The organism is Streptomyces sp. NPDC090025 (genome assembly GCF_044748125.1).
In the GTDB taxonomy this organism is placed as follows: domain Bacteria; phylum Actinomycetota; class Actinomycetes; order Streptomycetales; family Streptomycetaceae; genus Streptomyces.
This window is the reverse complement of record NZ_JBIVFL010000008.1, coordinates 128,564-142,886: the sequence shown is the minus strand read 5'-3', so window position 1 is coordinate 142,886 and position 14,323 is coordinate 128,564. Positions and strand designations below refer to the sequence as shown.

The following is a 14,323-nucleotide window of genomic DNA, read 5'->3' as shown; positions in this document are numbered from 1 at the left end:
CGGGGGGGGCAGGCCGACGGGTCAGCGCCGGGTGGCGAAGTCCTGCACCCACCAGGGCCCGTTCGCCGTCAGGTTCACGCCGACGCCGAGGTCCCGGAAGGAACAGTTCAGGATGTTCGCCCGGTGCCCCTCGCTGTTCATCCACTCCGCCACCGCCTGCGCGGGCGACCGCGGCCCCCGGTGGATGTTCTCGCCCCAGGACGACCAGTCGTACCCGGCCGCCGTGATCCGGTCGCCCGCGTCCCGCCCGTCCCGGCCCGCGTGGGCGTAGTAGTCGCGGGCCGCCATGTCGTCCGCGTGCCGCTGGGCGGCCGACCGCAGCCTGCCGTCCGCCCGCAGCGCCGGGCAACCGCCCTTGCGGCGCTCGGCGTTGACCAGGTTCACCACCTGCGTCACATACTGCCCGGCGGTCGTCGCGGGCGCCTCCCGCACGGCCGCCACCGGTACGGCCGCCGGGCCCGGGTCCGGGCCGTCGGGGCCGCCCGTCACATACACCCCGGTGAGCAGGGCGAGCGCCGCCGCGAGGGTGCCCACGAGGGCCGTCCCGGCCCGGAACGAGGGCCCGCGCCCGCCACCGGGCGGGCGGACGGGCCGCGGGCCCTCCCGCCGGTGTCTGCCCCGGCCGGTCCGCCGGTCCCGCCGCTCGGTGCCGTGGCCACCGTCGTCGCCGTGGTGCCGCATGGAACTCCGCCCTCTCGTCCGTCGAGGCCGCCGGATCCGGTGCCGGAAGGGCCACCGGGACGACGGCGGTCATACTTTCCGGTCGCGGAGAGCGCGACACTCCTCGTCAATCCTGCGGGTCAACCTCCTGCGGCACCACCGCGACCGGGCACGGCGCCAGATGCAGCGCCGCGTGCGCCACGGAACCGATCCGGGAGCCCAGCGCACCGCGCCTGGCCCGGCGCCCCACCACCAGGAGCTGCGCCGCGCCCGCCCCGGAGAGCAGCACCTGCCCGGCGCTGCCGAGTTCCACGTGCTCGGTGACCGGCACGTCCGGGTGACGTTCCCGCCACGGCGCGAGGGCCTCGCGCAGCGCCTTCTCCTCGTACGGGACGAGCCCGCCCGCCTCGTCGGCGAGCCGCAGCGACCCCGGGCTGTACGCGAACAGCGGCGGCAGGCTCCACGCCCGCACCGCGCGGACCGAGGCGCCGCGGGCCGCCGCCGTCTCGAACGCGAAGCGCAGCGCCGCCGCGCTGTCCTCCGGCGTGCCGTGCTGGCCCACCAGGACCTGCCCGCCCGACGCCTCGGCGGCCTGTTCGGCGGGCAGATCGTCCCGGGCGCGCACCGCGACCACCGGCACCGTCGCCTCCGCGATGATCTGCTGGCCGTACGAGCCGAGCAGGAATCCGGTCACCGCGCCGTGGCCGCGCGAGCCGAGCGCGAGCAGTTCGGCCCGGCCGAGGGTGCCGAGCAGCGCGGCGACCGGGGCGTCCCCGATCAGCTCGGTGTCGAGGGAGAGCTCCGGGTGGCGTGCGGTGAGCGTGGCCGCCGCCCCGCTCAGCACCTCGCGGGCGGCCCGCTGCTGGGTCGTCGGGTCCTGGACCAGCGGCAGGTCGAGCGGCTCCCACCGCCAGGCGTGCACGAGCCGCAGCGGCAGGCCCCGCCGCAGCGCCTCCCGCGCGGCCCAGTCCGCCGCGGCGAGGCTCTCCGGGGAACCGTCCACTCCCGCGACGATCTCACGACTCATCAGGCTGCCTCCGTCGGTGCGCTGTGGGGCCCGCCGTGCACGGAACCCTCGCCTCCAGCTTGGGCCATCGGACCCCCTTCCGGCAGGGCCGGACGTCCCGACGTGGCCGAAGCGGCGCGCTGCCGGCCGCACCGCGCGCGGCTCACACCAGCAGGGTGAGCCGGGCGTGGCTGCCGTTGAGGTAGTGGTCGCCGATGTCCCGGAGCCGGTGGTCCGGCGCGACGGACGCGGTCAGCGCCCTGACATCGCGCCAGAAACGGTCGAAGCCCGGCCCCTGGAGCCGTGGTTCGGCGCCGGTTTCCGTCGCCGGGTCCACCAGCTGGAGGATCCGGGTGGTGATGTCGAGCGCCGCGCGATGGGCGACCGTCTCGGCCGCCGCCACCAGGACGGCGATGTCCGCGCGTTCCTCCACGCCGAGCAGCCGTCCGGCGGCGAGCCCGTGGGCCAGCGCCTCCGTCGCCCGCTCGACGACGGTGGCGGCGGTGTGCGCGGCCGTCGCCAGCTCGCCGTACGCGAGGAGCAGGTACGGGTCCCCGGCCGGGAGTTCGGCGCCGGGTCCGGGCCCGGCCTGCCGGGCCCGGCTGATGTCCCGGGCCTCGGCGAGCGCGCCCTCGGCGATGCCGAGCCCGACGTGCACCAGGAGCAGCCGCAGGGCGAGCGGGGCGAGCGTCGCGTACGGGGCGATGGCGTGCTCGTCGCGGGGGAGCGCGCCCAGCACGTCGGCGGCCGGGACCGGCACCTGGTGGAAGGCGACCGTGCCCGCGCCGACCAGCCGCTGGCCGACCCGCTCGGCACCGGCCTCGGCCCGTACCGCCGGGTGTGCCGGGTCCACGAGCAGGAGCAGCAGGTCGCCGGTCTCGGTACAGCGGGCGCCGACCACCAGCCGGTCCGCCACCGCGACGCCGGAGGCGAACGCCCGCCGCCCGTCCAGGAGATACCCGCCGCCACCGGCCGGGGTCGCCGTGAGGGCGGGCCCGCCGGTGTCGGGCCGGGGCGGCTCGACCGCTCCGGCGAGCAGCCAACGGCCGCGCACGGTACGGGAGTCGAGCGCGTCGGCGGCGGAGCCGGGGGTGGCGGGGCCGGTGTCCTGGGCGAGGAACCGGGAGGTCCAGGACAACACGGTGTGGTGGGCGAGGAGTTCACCGACCGAGCCGTCCGCCGCCGAGAGTTCCCTGATCACCCCGCAGGCCGTCCGCCAGACCCCGGCGGGCCCGTGCGGCCCCGGCGCGGTCAGCAGCGCGGGCAGTCCGGCCTCCTGCAGCCGGGCCGCCTCGTCGTACGGGGCGCGTCCGGCCCGGTCCCGGGCGGCGGCGTCCACGGCCAGGTCGTCCGCGAGTTCGCGGGTGACCCGGAGCCAGATCTCGTCGTCGGCGGGACGGTCGGAGGTGGGGCGCATCACGGACTTCTTCGGCGTTCTCACGTCACCTCACAGGATCCCTAGTATCCCCACTGGATTAGTAGGGATAGTGGCAGAGGTGCCGCCGGGGCCCCAAGAGCCGTCCGCATCGCGGACGATGACGTCTCGCGGGCTGGGCAAGGAAGTGAACTCGGCGCCGTCAGGGGTTGGTCCAGGCCGCCGGGTCCTCGGCAAGGGCCACCACGTCGGCCGGCAGTCGCGCCGCCGCGATCTCGGCCAGCGAGACACCGTCGAGCACCTGGCGGACATTCGCCCGCAGCGCGACCCACAGCGTGAGCAGCGACTCGGCGGGACCGGTGTACGTCAGTTCCGGCGGCCGCACCCCGCGCACCGACACCAACGGGCCCTCCACGCACCGGATCACATCGGCGACCGAGATCTCCGCCGCGGGCTTCGCCAGCCAGTAGCCGCCGTTGCCGCCGCGCTGGCTCTGCACCAGGCCGCCCTTGCGCATGTCGCCGAGGATGCCCTCCAGGAACTTGTGCGAGATGCCCTGGCAGTCGGCGATCGCCTCGGCCTTCACCGGACCGCTGTCCTGGGCGGCGGCGAGCTGGAGGGCGGCCCTCACCGCGTAATCGGCCCTGGCTGAAATGCGCATACGCGCATTATGCATAGCCGTCCGGTACCGCACCCTTGACGCCGGAACCCGGTGCTCCCACACTCGGGGTCGGGAAACCCGAGCGAACAGGTAGGGAAGCATGGCAGCCGCCGCAGCACCGGACCGGGCACACACCGCCCGCCCGCCGCGCCCGCTCGCCCTGACCTCCCGGCGCCACATCGACCTGCTGCGGGTCTGCAGCGCGGTCTGAGCCGCCGCCAGGACCCGCCCCGGACCGCCGCCGTGCCGGACGAGCCCTTCCGCCGCCGCGCCGCCGCACCCCCACCCGCGCGGAATCCGGCCACCGCGTCGGTCGCTGCCGGCCCTCCCGGCCCTCCTCTCCGTACCTCCCGCCGCCTCCGGGCGGGCGCCGCCCCGCGCCCGCGCCGCGACCCGGCACCGAGCACCCAGGGAGCACCATGTCCGTCGCCCGTCCCGCCCTCGCCGCCGCCACCCTCGCCACCGGCACCCCGCCCGCCTTCCGCGGCCGGATCGGCCGGGACGTCCGCAGCGGCCACTACCCCGTCCCGCACCGCTACCGGCTCCACCTGGCCCCCGGCGAACCCGGCTGTCTCGCCGTCGCCGTCACCCACAGCCTGCTCGGCCTCGACGACACCCTGCCGCTCCAGCTGCTCCCGGCGCTGCCCGACACCCCCGACGGCGGCTACACCGCGCTGCGCCCGCTGTACGAGGCGAGCGCCCACCTCTACCGGGGCCCGGCCGCCGCGCCCGTCCTCAGCGACGGCTGGACCGGCCGGATCGTCTCCACCCACGTGCCCGACATCCTGCGCGACCTCGCCCTGCGGTTCGGCGGCGACGGGCCAGGACTCCTCCCGGCGGACCGGGCGGACGAGCTGCGCGCCGTCGCCGACCTGTGCGCCCGCAGCGTCAACGCGGCCGCCCAGCGCGCCGGAGAGCTCGGCCTCGACGACACCGCCGCCCACCACGACCCGCTGACCGTCCTGTTCGCCGCGCTCGGCTCGCTCGAACGGCGCCTCGGCAGCCACCCGTACGTCCTCGGCGACCGCATCACCGCCGCCGACGTCACCGTGTGGACGACCCTCGTCCAGCTCGACACCGTGCACCGCTGGCACCTCGACGCCGCCGCCATGGAACGGGTCGCCGGCCACCCCGCGCTCTGGGCCTACGCCGCCCGGCTCGCCGCCCACCCCGCCTTCGCCCGCCACCTCGACCTCGACGCCCTCCTCGACCGGCACCGCGCCCACTGCCGGGGCCGCGAGGCCGCCGGAGCCGCCATGCGGATCGTGGACTGGCCCGCCCCGCGCCCCTGACCCGGCACCCCGGTCGCGGAGCGTGACCGTGCGGGTCGCGCCGGTGCCCGGCCGCCCCCACCATGGGGTGACCGGGGGGCCGGGCGAGACCCAGGAGGACCGATGCTGCTCCCCGACCGCGCCGCGATCGACCGGCTGCTGCGGAGCTACCACGCGCTGGAACGGCAGGTCGTCGCCCGGCCGTCCGACCTCGTCGCCCGCAGCCGCTTCGAGGACACCACGTACACCCTGTGCGTCCTCATGGGCGAGCGCAGCGCCCGGGCGGCGGTGCGGGCCGCCGAGCACTACACCGCCGCGCCCGCCCCGGCGCCCGCTCCGGCGCCTTGATGGCGCCCGGAGGGGTTCGACGGGCACCGGCCGGGGTATCCGCCGGATAGCGTCACGTCACGTACGGGCACGGCGAGTCGGGCGGGAGGTGTCGGCGATGGACGGTGCACAGCTCTCGCCGCGCGAGCGACGGATCCTCGCTGAGATCGAGCAGGACCTGGGGGCCGACACCGGCTTCGTCCGGGCCCTCGGCAGCGGCCGCACCCGGCTGCGCCCCGGCACCGGCCGCCTCCTCGGCCCGGCCACCATGGTGCTCGCCCCGGTGACCCTGATCCTCTTCGTCATGGCCGTGGCGGGCCAGCACCCGGCCCTCGTCTGGTCCTTCGCCGTCGCCTGGGTCCTCACCCTGGTGTGCGCCCTGCGCCTGCTGCTGCGCTGGTCGCACCGCCACCTGACGGGCGACGAACGCCCCCGCCCGGACGAGGACGAACGGGCACACCCCTGAGGGGTGTGCCCGGCGCTCCCGGTCAGTTGCCGCGGGCCCCGAAACGGCGCCACAGCCACAGTGAGAGCGCCGCGCCGAGCGCCGCCCCCACCAGGGCCAGGGGCAGGCCCGCCGCCGTGCCCGACGGCGTCGCCCCCTTCGCCGCCGCCCCGGCCGGAGCGGCGTGCTCGTCGGCCGCCGACGCGGCCCGTACCGCCCCGTCCGCCGTCCGCCCGGACTCCTCGCCCGGCTGCGGACCCGCCTGCGCGCGGACGTGCGCCGGGTCCGTCCCGGCCGCCCGGGCAGCACCCGAACGGGACCGCACCCGCTCCGTCGCTGCCGCCTCCCGGGTGTCCCTGCCCGGCTTGAGTGAGCCCACCGGCTGCACCCGGCCCGACGCGTCGAAGCCCCAGTCGAGCAGCTCCCGCGCCTCCTCGTACACGGCGAGCCCGCCACCGCCCTGCGGGTTCATCACCGACACCACGAGCGTCCGCGCCCCCCGCTTCGCCGCCGCGATCAGGGTGTTGCCCGCGCCGCTGGTGTAACCGTTCTTCACACCGATCAGACCCGGATAGCGGCCGACCCCGTCCGCGCCCGTGAGCAGCCGGTTGGTGTTGGCGATCCCGTACGACCAGCCGCCCGCCGGGAAATCGGCGTACGGCGTCGAGCAGTACCGGGTGAACTGCGGGTCCTGCAGCCCGGCCCGCCCGAAGACCGCCAGATCGTACGCGGACGACACCTGGCCCGGCGCGTCGTAGCCGTCCGGCGACACCACGCGGGTGTCCCGGGCCCCCAGGGAGCGGGCCTTCGCCTGCATCCGCCGGGACATCGCGTCCCAGCCGCCGTTCATCGACGCGAGCACGTGCACGGCGTCGTTCCCCGAGCTCAGGAACACCCCGTTCCACAGGTCCGACACCTTGTACGTGTAGCCCTCCTTCACGCCCACCATGCTGCTGCCCTCGCCGATCCCGGTCAGCTCCTCGTCCGAGACCGTGTGCCGCTCGTCCGCGCTGTGCCCCGGCAGCGCCGTCAGCGCGAACAGCGTCTTCAAGGTGCTGGCGGGCGGCAGCGGCTTGTGGGCGTTGCGCGCCGCGAGCACCTCGCCGGTCGACGCGTCGGCCACCACCCAGGCGACCGCCGACACCGAGGGCAGCGCGGGCGCCCCGCGCAACGGCTGGACCTGGGTGCCCGACCGGTCGAGCCGGGCGGGATCGACGAAGGAGCGCACGGGCGGCGTGGGCTCGGCGGCGACGGCCGCGGCAGCGGGCACCGGCAGGGTGATCAGCAGGGCCGAGGCACCGGCGGCGGCAAGACGGACAGCTGGCGTGACGATCATTCAGCCACCGTAGGAACCCGCACCGGCCGCCGCAGGACGGAGTGCGCCGACCGGCCCAATCGTGTCGCGACGGTCCCGCCGAACGGGCGCGTGGCGGGACTGTCGGTGGGACAGGGCATCCTGGTGACGTGTCCTCACTCCCGTACCAGAGCAGGTCCGTTGCCACCCCCGGCGCCGCACAGCCGCCGTCGGTCGAACACATGGTCGTCTGCGGCGACGACGTCCTCGCCCACCGTCTCGCGGCCGAGCTGCACGAGATGTACGGCGAGCGCGTCACCCTGCTCGTCCCCGGGACGAGCACTCCCGCCGACCGGCCCGCCGCGACCGGCACCGGACGGGCGCTGGCGCTGTTCGGCCGGGTGACCGCCGCCGTCGCGCGGACGGCCGCGGCGGGCGGCCCCGCCGGCGGCTCCACGGGCGGTCCCGCGGGCGGCGCCGCCGGGTCCGCGCCCGCCGAGACACGCACCATCCGGCTGATCGAGACCACCGAGATGGACGACACCGCCCTGCTCGACGCGGGCATCGAGCGGGCCGCCGCGCTCGCCCTCGTCTTCGAGGACGACGAGCGCAACATCCGCGCCGCGCTCACCGCCCGCCGCCTCAACCCGCGCGTCCGCCTCGTCATCCGGCTCTACAACCGCAGGCTCGGCCAGCACCTCGCCACCCTCCTCGACCAGGCCGCCGCCGTCGCCGAACCCGGCCTCGACCCGGACAAGCCCGACGCCACCACGACCGTGCTCTCCGACGCCGACACCGCCGCCCCCGCGCTCGCCGCGACCGCCGTCGCGGGCAGCCGCAAGGTCATCCAGGCCGGGGGCCTGCTGCTGCACGCCGTGGACCGCACCCCGCCCGCCCCCGGCGAGGTCGCCGACCCCGGCCTGTGCACCCTCGCCCTGCTCTCCGCCACCACCACCGACCCGGCCGGCTGCGAGGGCGCCGAGGGCAGCGGCGCACTCGGCCCGCGGCTGCTGCCCGACGACGCCGAGATCGCCGCCGCCACCGGACGCGGCATCGTCGCCCTGGAGACCGTCCGCTACGAGGGCCCCGCCCAGTCCACCGGCTGGCTCAGCGGCACCGGCCTCCCGGTCGGCTCGCTGTTCTCCCGCCGTCTGCGCTGGTCGCTCGCCGGAGTCCTCGTCGCGGTCCTCGCGCTCACCGTCGCCTCCACCCTCACCACCGGCGACCACCCCCTGCACGCCGCCTATCTGATCCTGCTCGACATCTTCGCCATCGGGGACCCGGCCGTCGGCGAGCACACCAGCCGCCAACTCCTCCAGATCCTCGCCGGATTCGTCGGACTCCTGCTCCTCCCCGTGGTCATCGCCGCCCTCCTGGAAGCCTTCGGCACCTTCCGCAGCGCCACCACCCTGCGCCGCCCGCCGCGCGGCCTCTCCGGCCACGTGGTGCTGCTCGGCCTCGGCAAGGTCGGCACCCGGGTGCTCGCCCGGCTGCGCCGCATGAACATCCCGGTGGTCTGCGTCGAGGCCGACCCCGAGGCCCGCGGCCTCGCCCTCGCCCGCCGCCTCCGGGTGCCGACCGTCATCGGCGACGTCACCGAGGAAGGCGTCCTGGAAGCCGCCCGGATCCACCGCGCCCGCGCCCTGCTCGCCCTCACCAGCGTCGACATCACCAACCTCGAAGCCGCCCTGCACGCCCGCACCATCAGCCCCGGCCTGCGGGTCGCCCTGCGCCTGTACGACGACGACTTCGCCACCGCCGTCTACCGCACCCTGCGCGCCGTCCACCCCGGCTCCGTCACCCGCAGCCGCAGCGTCTCCCACCTGGCCGCGCCCTCGTTCGCCGGGGCGATGATGGGCCGCCAGATCCTGGGCGCCATCCCGGTCGAACGCCGGGTGCTCCTGTTCGCCGCGCTCGACGTCGCCGACCATCCGCTGCTCGCCGGACGCACCGCCGCCGAGGCGTTCGAGCGCGGCGCCTGGCGGGTGATCGCCCGTGGCGAGGCGGGCGTGCCGCTGGACCGCTCCGGCTACGGGGCGGTGTCGGAGGTCCCCGCCCGGCATGTGCTCGGGCCCAGGGACCGGGTGGTGGTCGCCGCCACCCGCCGCGGCCTCGCCGAACTCCACGGCCGCTACCCCCGCAACCCGGCGTCCGTGACCCCCGAGGGGCAGGCGGCGGCGCCGTCGGCGCCGGGGACGGCCGCACCGGTGGCGCCCGGGGCGACCGGGGCGCCTGAGGACGCCAACTCCTGACGCTCCACCGCCGGTTCACCCGCCCGGCCCTATGATCTGCCCGTCCGTGGACCGCGCGCCGCCCGCGCCGGCCCCCTGCCGCGCCGTCAGGAGCCCCCGCCATGACCGTCACGCCGCACCGCCTCGACCCGACCGGCGGCTGCCCGCACGCGGACAACGCCCGGCTGCTCGCCCGGGGCGCGGTGACCCCCGTGCTGCTGCCCGGTGACGTCGAGGGTGTGGCCGTGCTGGGTCATGACGCCCTGAAGGACTTCCTCGGCAGCGCCGACGTCGCCAAGGGGCCACAGCACTTCGCGGCCCTCGCCGAGGGCCGGATCCCGGTCGGCTGGCCGCTGACCACCTTCGCCACCGTGCCGGGCCTCACCACCGCCGACGGCGCCGACCACCGGCGGCTGCGCTCCCTGGTCGGCAAGGTGTTCACCCCGCGCCGGGTCGAGGAACTGCGCCCCCGTGTCGAGGAACTCACCGCCGGGCTGCTCGACGACCTCGCCGCCGCGGCCGAGGCGGGGGACGGCGTCGCCGACCTGCGCCGCCACTTCGCCCTCCCGCTGCCCCTCGGCGTCATCTGCGAACTCCTCGGCGTGCCCGCCGACCTCCAGGACCGGATGCACGACTGCTCCCGGCTGATCGTCGCCACCGACACCGGCCCCGAGGAGACGCTCGCCGCCCACCGGGGGCTGATGGCCCTGCTCGCCGCCGTCACCGCCGACAAGACCGAGGACCCGGGCGACGACCTGCTCGGGGCGCTGATCGCCGTCCGCGAGGAGGACGGCGACCGGCTCAGCGAGCAGGAGCTGATCGGCACCGCGATGCAGCTGGTCATCGCGGGCCACGGCACCACCCTGAACCTCGTCACCAACGCCGTCCGCGCGCTGTGCGCCCACCGGGACCAGCTGGCGCACGTGCGGGAGGGGCGCGCCGACTGGGCCGACGTGGTCGAGGAGACCCTGCGCTGGGACGGCCCGATCAGCTTCTTCCCGTTCCGCTACCCGGTGCGCGACCTGACCGTGGACGGCACCGTGATCCCCCGGGGCACGGCCGTGCTCGCCGGGTACGCGGCGGCGGGCCGCGACCCCCAGGCGTACGGCCCCGACGCCGCCCGCTTCGACGTCACCCGGGGCACGGCGGGCCGCCACCTCTCCCTCGGCCACGGCGCCCACTTCTGCGTGGGTGCCCCGCTGGCCCGGCTGGAGGCCACCATCGCCCTGGAGGCCCTGTTCACCCGCTTCCCGGACCTCGGCCTGGCCGCCCCCGAGGAGGAACTGCCCCGCCTCGCCAGCTTCGTCAGCAACAGCGTGGACAGCCTCCCGGTCCGCCTCGACGGCCCGGGACCGGCCTGACGGGAATCAGCCAGGCGGCGGCTCGCAGTGCCGAACTACCGCTCCCCGTAAGGCATTTCGGGTCCACGCACGTTTGACTCGGCTACGGTGGCGGGAGATTCCACAGCGAGGCGGACAGGGGGAGGACGCATGGTGTGGGACGAGTGGGAGCGGGCCAAGACGGCCGCGCGGGACCGCCAGGACGTCGCGACGCGACTGAACCAGGCCCCGGCCGCGGGAGCCACCGGGAACAGTGATCTCGTGGTGTTCCACGACGATCTGGGCGCCGTCGGGCACGAGGCCGCCATTCTGCACGGGGAGCTCAAGAAGCGGGCCGACATCGCCGGGGCCGGCATCGATCAGAACGGGGCCGGCTCCACCATGCGGGCCGCCGCCGCGCTCAAGAGCCACAACCTGACGCTGGGGGCGGAGCTAGAGCTCACCGTCGAGGTCTGGACCTCGCAGGTGAAGCACGTGCTGCAGGCGTGCGCGCACATCTCGAACCACCTGGACTACAGCAGGAAGCTGCACGCCCAGGAGGACGCGAAGATCGCCGCCGAGTTGCGGGGGCGGACCGGCCCGCCGTCCGTGTCCGAGCTCGACGACCACTTCACGTAGGGAAAGGGGCCGGACCCATGGGGGTTCTGACGTACACGGATCTCATGGCCCTGGACCTCACGGGCCTCGGCACCGCCGCGGCCGACTGGCGGACCGCGGCGGGCGAGCTGGCCAAGCTGGAGGGCGACGTCCGCGGCGGACTCGTCAAGAAGTCGGCCGAGGCCCGCTGGGAGGGTGTCAACGCCGCGGTGACGAGGGAATTCGTCGGCAAGACGGCCAAGGAGTTCGCCGACCTCCAGCGGGAGGCGGACAGCATCGCCAACGTCCTCGCGGACGCGTACACCGAGTTGGCGCTGTACCAGCGGCAGGTCCGGGAACTCACCGAGGACGCCGCCAAGGGCGACCCCTCCCACAAGCCGCCGGACCTCGGACTCGCGGTCCTCGCGGGCGCGGACGGCACGGTCATCGTCACCGAGACCATCTGCCCCGAGGGCGGGACGGACCAGCGCACCAAGGACCGCATCCGGTGGTACCGGGACACCCTGAACGGCATCATCCGGCACGCCGCCGAAGTCGACGCCGCCGCCGCCCGGGCCCTGCGCAACAGCCATGGCAGCGACGCGCAGAACCCGGGCCACGCCTGGTACGCCTCGCTCGACGGGGAACAGGTCCCGCGCGCGATGGAGCTCGCCGCCCTCGGCAAGGGCGCGAATCCGGAGCAGCGGGCGGAGCTGCGCCGACTGTGGGAATCGCTCAGTCCGGGGGCACGGGCGCAGCTCTGGCTGGCCCGGAAGGACGAGCTGATGGCGGCCGGCATCCTGAGCCCGGCCGCGCAGCAGATCGCACCGGACCCCGGTGCCGGTGACTACGACTCCGAATCGGACGGGTTCGACGACTGGAAGACCCAGCAGAAGATGAGGCTGCTGATCCAGGCCGCCGACTTCAAGGGCATGACGGACGCGGCCCGCCACATGTCGCACTACCTCGGCAACAGCGGCACGCCCATGAACCTGCCGGTGGACAAGATGATGGCGGACGTGCCCGAGTTCAAGCTGTACATCGACAACATCGTCCGGACGAACCAGGACGACTGGCGCGCTCAGGCGCTGGAGGAGTTCCGGAAGAACGGCGGGCAGCCGGTCGCCTTCCCGGTCGAGGCCAAGGCGCCCGAGGGCGGCTTCTACTTCTCCAAGGAACTCGACCAGAACTGGTTCTACGCCGTGGGCGGGACCAACGCCGATGTCACCGGGGTCGTCACGGTGGTCGCCGACGAGAACGGCAATCCCCGGGTCGGCATCGACTACCAGGCCAATGTCTGGGACCGCTACAACTGGGACAAGGACAAGGGCGTGAAGATCGGTCCCCTCTCGATCCCCGACGGGGACATGGCCGAACTGCACCGGGCCGGAGTCGCCCAGGAGTTCGACGTGTCCGGCAGCAGCGGGGTGCGGTACTACGAGCTGGGGACCGCCGAGGCGAGCAACCAGGAGCAGCTCCCCGGTCCCGGCGACAGCAGGGACGGCCGGACCGATCCCACCCGGGAGCAACAGCAACCGCAGAACCGGCCGCCGGCGGCCGGTGACGGGCGGGGCGGGGGCCGGTGACCGGATCGTCCACCGGCGGTACGCGCCGCCGCCCCGGGCCGCTCGCGGTGCGGGCCGCGGCGGGCGTGCTCGCCGTCCTGCTCGGCGCGGCGGGGTGCGCGGATCCGTCCGGGTCCGGGGGCGGCGGCGACGGAGGGCACACCGGCCGCGGCTCGGGAACGGGCTCGGACTCCCGCTGGGCGGCCGGCATCACCCCGGAGTGGATGAGCCGTCAGCTGCGCCTCCGGGTGCCGGACACCGCACGGTCGGCGAAGGCCGCGTACGAGGTCGACTCCCGCTTCGACACGGCTCTGCTCACCTTCACGCTGACCCGGGTCGAGGCGGAGACCTACCTCAAGGAGAACCCCCCGGACGGACGGTGGCTGGAGCCCGTGGCCGCCACGGACGTCCCGCCGCACGACTTCGCCCACTTCGGCGTCCCGGAGCCGGAGACCCTCAAGGACGGGGTGCGCTACGGATACGTCTGCCCGGGCTCGGCGACGCCCGAGCCCCCCTCCAGCCTGCCCGACGTGTACGACGCGCCCCAGAAGCGCTGTGCGCTGCTCTACGCGCACGAGTACGCCCCGGACCGCACCCGCGTCTATCTGAGGGCGCACTATGAACCCGGTCAGGGACCGGCCCTGCCGGGCAGTCCCTGACCCCGGCCCCGCCGCCGGTCAGGCGGGCATGCCCCGCTGCGCGGTGGGGGAGGCCCGCAGGGAGGCGACCAGACGCAGCAGCCGGTCCTCGTTGCCCGAGAGACCGGCGGCCCGCAGGGCGGCGTCCGCCTCGGCCATGGGGTGGGTGAGCATCGCCGCCGCGTACGGTTCGAGGCGCGGGTCGGCGAGCACCGCCTGGGTGGACTCGAGCAGCCGCAGATATGCCTGGGCGGCGGCGCGCTCACTGCCGGTGACGGTGTTCATGTCGGGCTCCCTCTCGACGGTCTGAGGCTGTCTCACCCCCACCCTCTCGCACGGGTCTGACAACGGGCCCGCGACCGGCGCCGTGGACCGGTCCTCAGCCCGCCGCGTCGCCGTCGAGCAGCGCCGCGAGCCGCTCCAGGAACACCCGCTGACCCGGCACCAGGAGCGGCTCCGCCGCCGTCAGACCGAACCAGCCGACCCGGTCGATCTCGGGGAACTCCCGCAGCACGCCGGAGCCGCGCGGCCACTCCATCGTGAACGTGCCCGGCACCACCCGCTCGGGGTCCAGATCGGCGGCCACCGCCCAGATCGTCACCAGCTTGCCGCTGCTCTGCCGGGCCTCGCCGAGGTCCCGCCAGTCGCCCTCCGGCGCGGGCAGCCCCAGCTCCTCCTCGAACTCCCGCCGGGCCGCGTCCCGGGGCGCCTCGCCGGGCTCGTACTCGCCCTTGGGGATCGACCAGGCGGCCTCCTCGCGGGCGGCCCAGAACGGCCCGCCCATATGACCGAGGAGGACCTGCGGGGCGCCCTCGGGCGTCCGGCGGAACAGAAGGAGACCGGCACTGCGCTTGTCGGACATGCGCCCAGTGTGCCGGAATCCCGGCGGCTCATGGCGCCCGCACAGCTCGTTCATGGGAAACCCGGGTGAACT

Annotated in this window: 15 protein-coding genes; 8 read left to right on the top strand and 7 right to left on the bottom strand. The window is 75.5% G+C overall.

Annotated features, from left to right (window positions below):
• Positions 1 to 21: 21 nt before the first annotated feature.
• The 4 genes from ACIPXM_RS20240 to ACIPXM_RS20225 all read right to left on the bottom strand — a co-directional run bounded on the left by ACIPXM_RS20240 (position 22) and on the right by ACIPXM_RS20225 (position 3,702).
• Complete coding sequence (locus ACIPXM_RS20240) at positions 22 to 681, bottom strand: CAP domain-containing protein (RefSeq protein ID WP_401657188.1); 660 nt, start codon at positions 679 to 681, stop codon at positions 22 to 24.
• A gap of 106 nt (positions 682 to 787) precedes the next feature.
• On the bottom strand, positions 788 to 1,687 hold the full coding sequence (locus tag ACIPXM_RS20235; protein ID WP_401657186.1) for a universal stress protein: 900 nt from the start codon (positions 1,685 to 1,687) through the stop codon (positions 788 to 790).
• A gap of 142 nt (positions 1,688 to 1,829) precedes the next feature.
• A complete protein-coding gene (locus tag ACIPXM_RS20230; RefSeq protein WP_401657184.1) occupies positions 1,830 to 3,083 on the bottom strand; it encodes an acyl-CoA dehydrogenase in 1,254 nt (417 codons plus the stop codon).
• A 160-nt stretch (positions 3,084 to 3,243) separates the two neighbouring features.
• A complete protein-coding gene (locus tag ACIPXM_RS20225) occupies positions 3,244 to 3,702 on the bottom strand; it encodes an RrF2 family transcriptional regulator (protein WP_401657182.1) in 459 nt (152 codons plus the stop codon).
• A gap of 419 nt (positions 3,703 to 4,121) precedes the next feature.
• Here ACIPXM_RS20225 and ACIPXM_RS20220 point away from each other — a divergent pair, with 419 nt between their 5' ends.
• From ACIPXM_RS20220 to ACIPXM_RS20210, 3 genes are all read left to right on the top strand, one after another.
• Complete coding sequence (locus ACIPXM_RS20220) at positions 4,122 to 4,994, top strand: glutathione S-transferase C-terminal domain-containing protein (protein WP_401657180.1); 873 nt, start codon at positions 4,122 to 4,124, stop codon at positions 4,992 to 4,994.
• Positions 4,995 to 5,096: 102 nt separating this feature from the next.
• Complete coding sequence (locus ACIPXM_RS20215; RefSeq protein ID WP_401657178.1) at positions 5,097 to 5,321, top strand: DUF5133 domain-containing protein; 225 nt, start codon at positions 5,097 to 5,099, stop codon at positions 5,319 to 5,321.
• Positions 5,322 to 5,418: 97 nt separating this feature from the next.
• Positions 5,419 to 5,766, top strand: coding sequence for a DUF3040 domain-containing protein (locus ACIPXM_RS20210; protein WP_401657176.1), 348 nt, complete (start codon positions 5,419 to 5,421; stop codon positions 5,764 to 5,766).
• A 22-nt stretch (positions 5,767 to 5,788) separates the two neighbouring features.
• Here the strand turns inward: ACIPXM_RS20210 and ACIPXM_RS20205 are convergent, their stop codons facing one another.
• A complete protein-coding gene (locus ACIPXM_RS20205) occupies positions 5,789 to 7,081 on the bottom strand; it encodes a D-alanyl-D-alanine carboxypeptidase family protein (protein WP_401657174.1) in 1,293 nt (430 codons plus the stop codon).
• 200 nt (positions 7,082 to 7,281) lie between these two features.
• On the opposite strand from ACIPXM_RS20205, the gene ACIPXM_RS20200 reads away from it, so the two are divergent.
• The 5 genes from ACIPXM_RS20200 (at position 7,282) to ACIPXM_RS20180 (ending at position 13,410) form a co-directional block, all read left to right on the top strand.
• The gene (locus ACIPXM_RS20200; protein WP_401657422.1) at positions 7,282 to 9,291 is read left to right on the top strand and encodes an NAD-binding protein; all 2,010 of its coding nucleotides are present in this window, start codon (positions 7,282 to 7,284) and stop codon (positions 9,289 to 9,291) included.
• Between the two features lie 101 nt (positions 9,292 to 9,392).
• Positions 9,393 to 10,631, top strand: a complete 1,239-nt coding sequence (locus ACIPXM_RS20195) for a cytochrome P450 (RefSeq protein ID WP_401657172.1) — start codon at positions 9,393 to 9,395, stop codon at positions 10,629 to 10,631.
• Positions 10,632 to 10,760: 129 nt separating this feature from the next.
• Entirely contained in the window at positions 10,761 to 11,228 is a 468-nt protein-coding gene (locus tag ACIPXM_RS20190; protein WP_401657170.1) for a hypothetical protein, read from the top strand.
• A gap of 17 nt (positions 11,229 to 11,245) precedes the next feature.
• Entirely contained in the window at positions 11,246 to 12,772 is a 1,527-nt protein-coding gene (locus ACIPXM_RS20185) for a hypothetical protein (protein WP_401657168.1), read from the top strand.
• Complete coding sequence (locus tag ACIPXM_RS20180) at positions 12,769 to 13,410, top strand: hypothetical protein (protein ID WP_401657166.1); 642 nt, start codon at positions 12,769 to 12,771, stop codon at positions 13,408 to 13,410. Before ACIPXM_RS20185 ends, ACIPXM_RS20180 begins: the two co-directional genes overlap by 4 nt.
• 18 nt (positions 13,411 to 13,428) lie before the next feature.
• Here ACIPXM_RS20180 and ACIPXM_RS20175 read toward each other — a convergent pair whose 3' ends face one another.
• Both ACIPXM_RS20175 and ACIPXM_RS20170 read right to left on the bottom strand, forming a co-directional pair.
• Positions 13,429 to 13,674 (bottom strand): hypothetical protein, encoded by a 246-nt coding sequence (locus ACIPXM_RS20175; protein ID WP_401657164.1) that lies wholly within the window; start codon positions 13,672 to 13,674, stop codon positions 13,429 to 13,431.
• Positions 13,675 to 13,768: 94 nt separating this feature from the next.
• Positions 13,769 to 14,251 (bottom strand): NUDIX domain-containing protein, encoded by a 483-nt coding sequence (locus ACIPXM_RS20170; protein WP_401657162.1) that lies wholly within the window; start codon positions 14,249 to 14,251, stop codon positions 13,769 to 13,771.
• Positions 14,252 to 14,323: the final 72 nt, after the last annotated feature.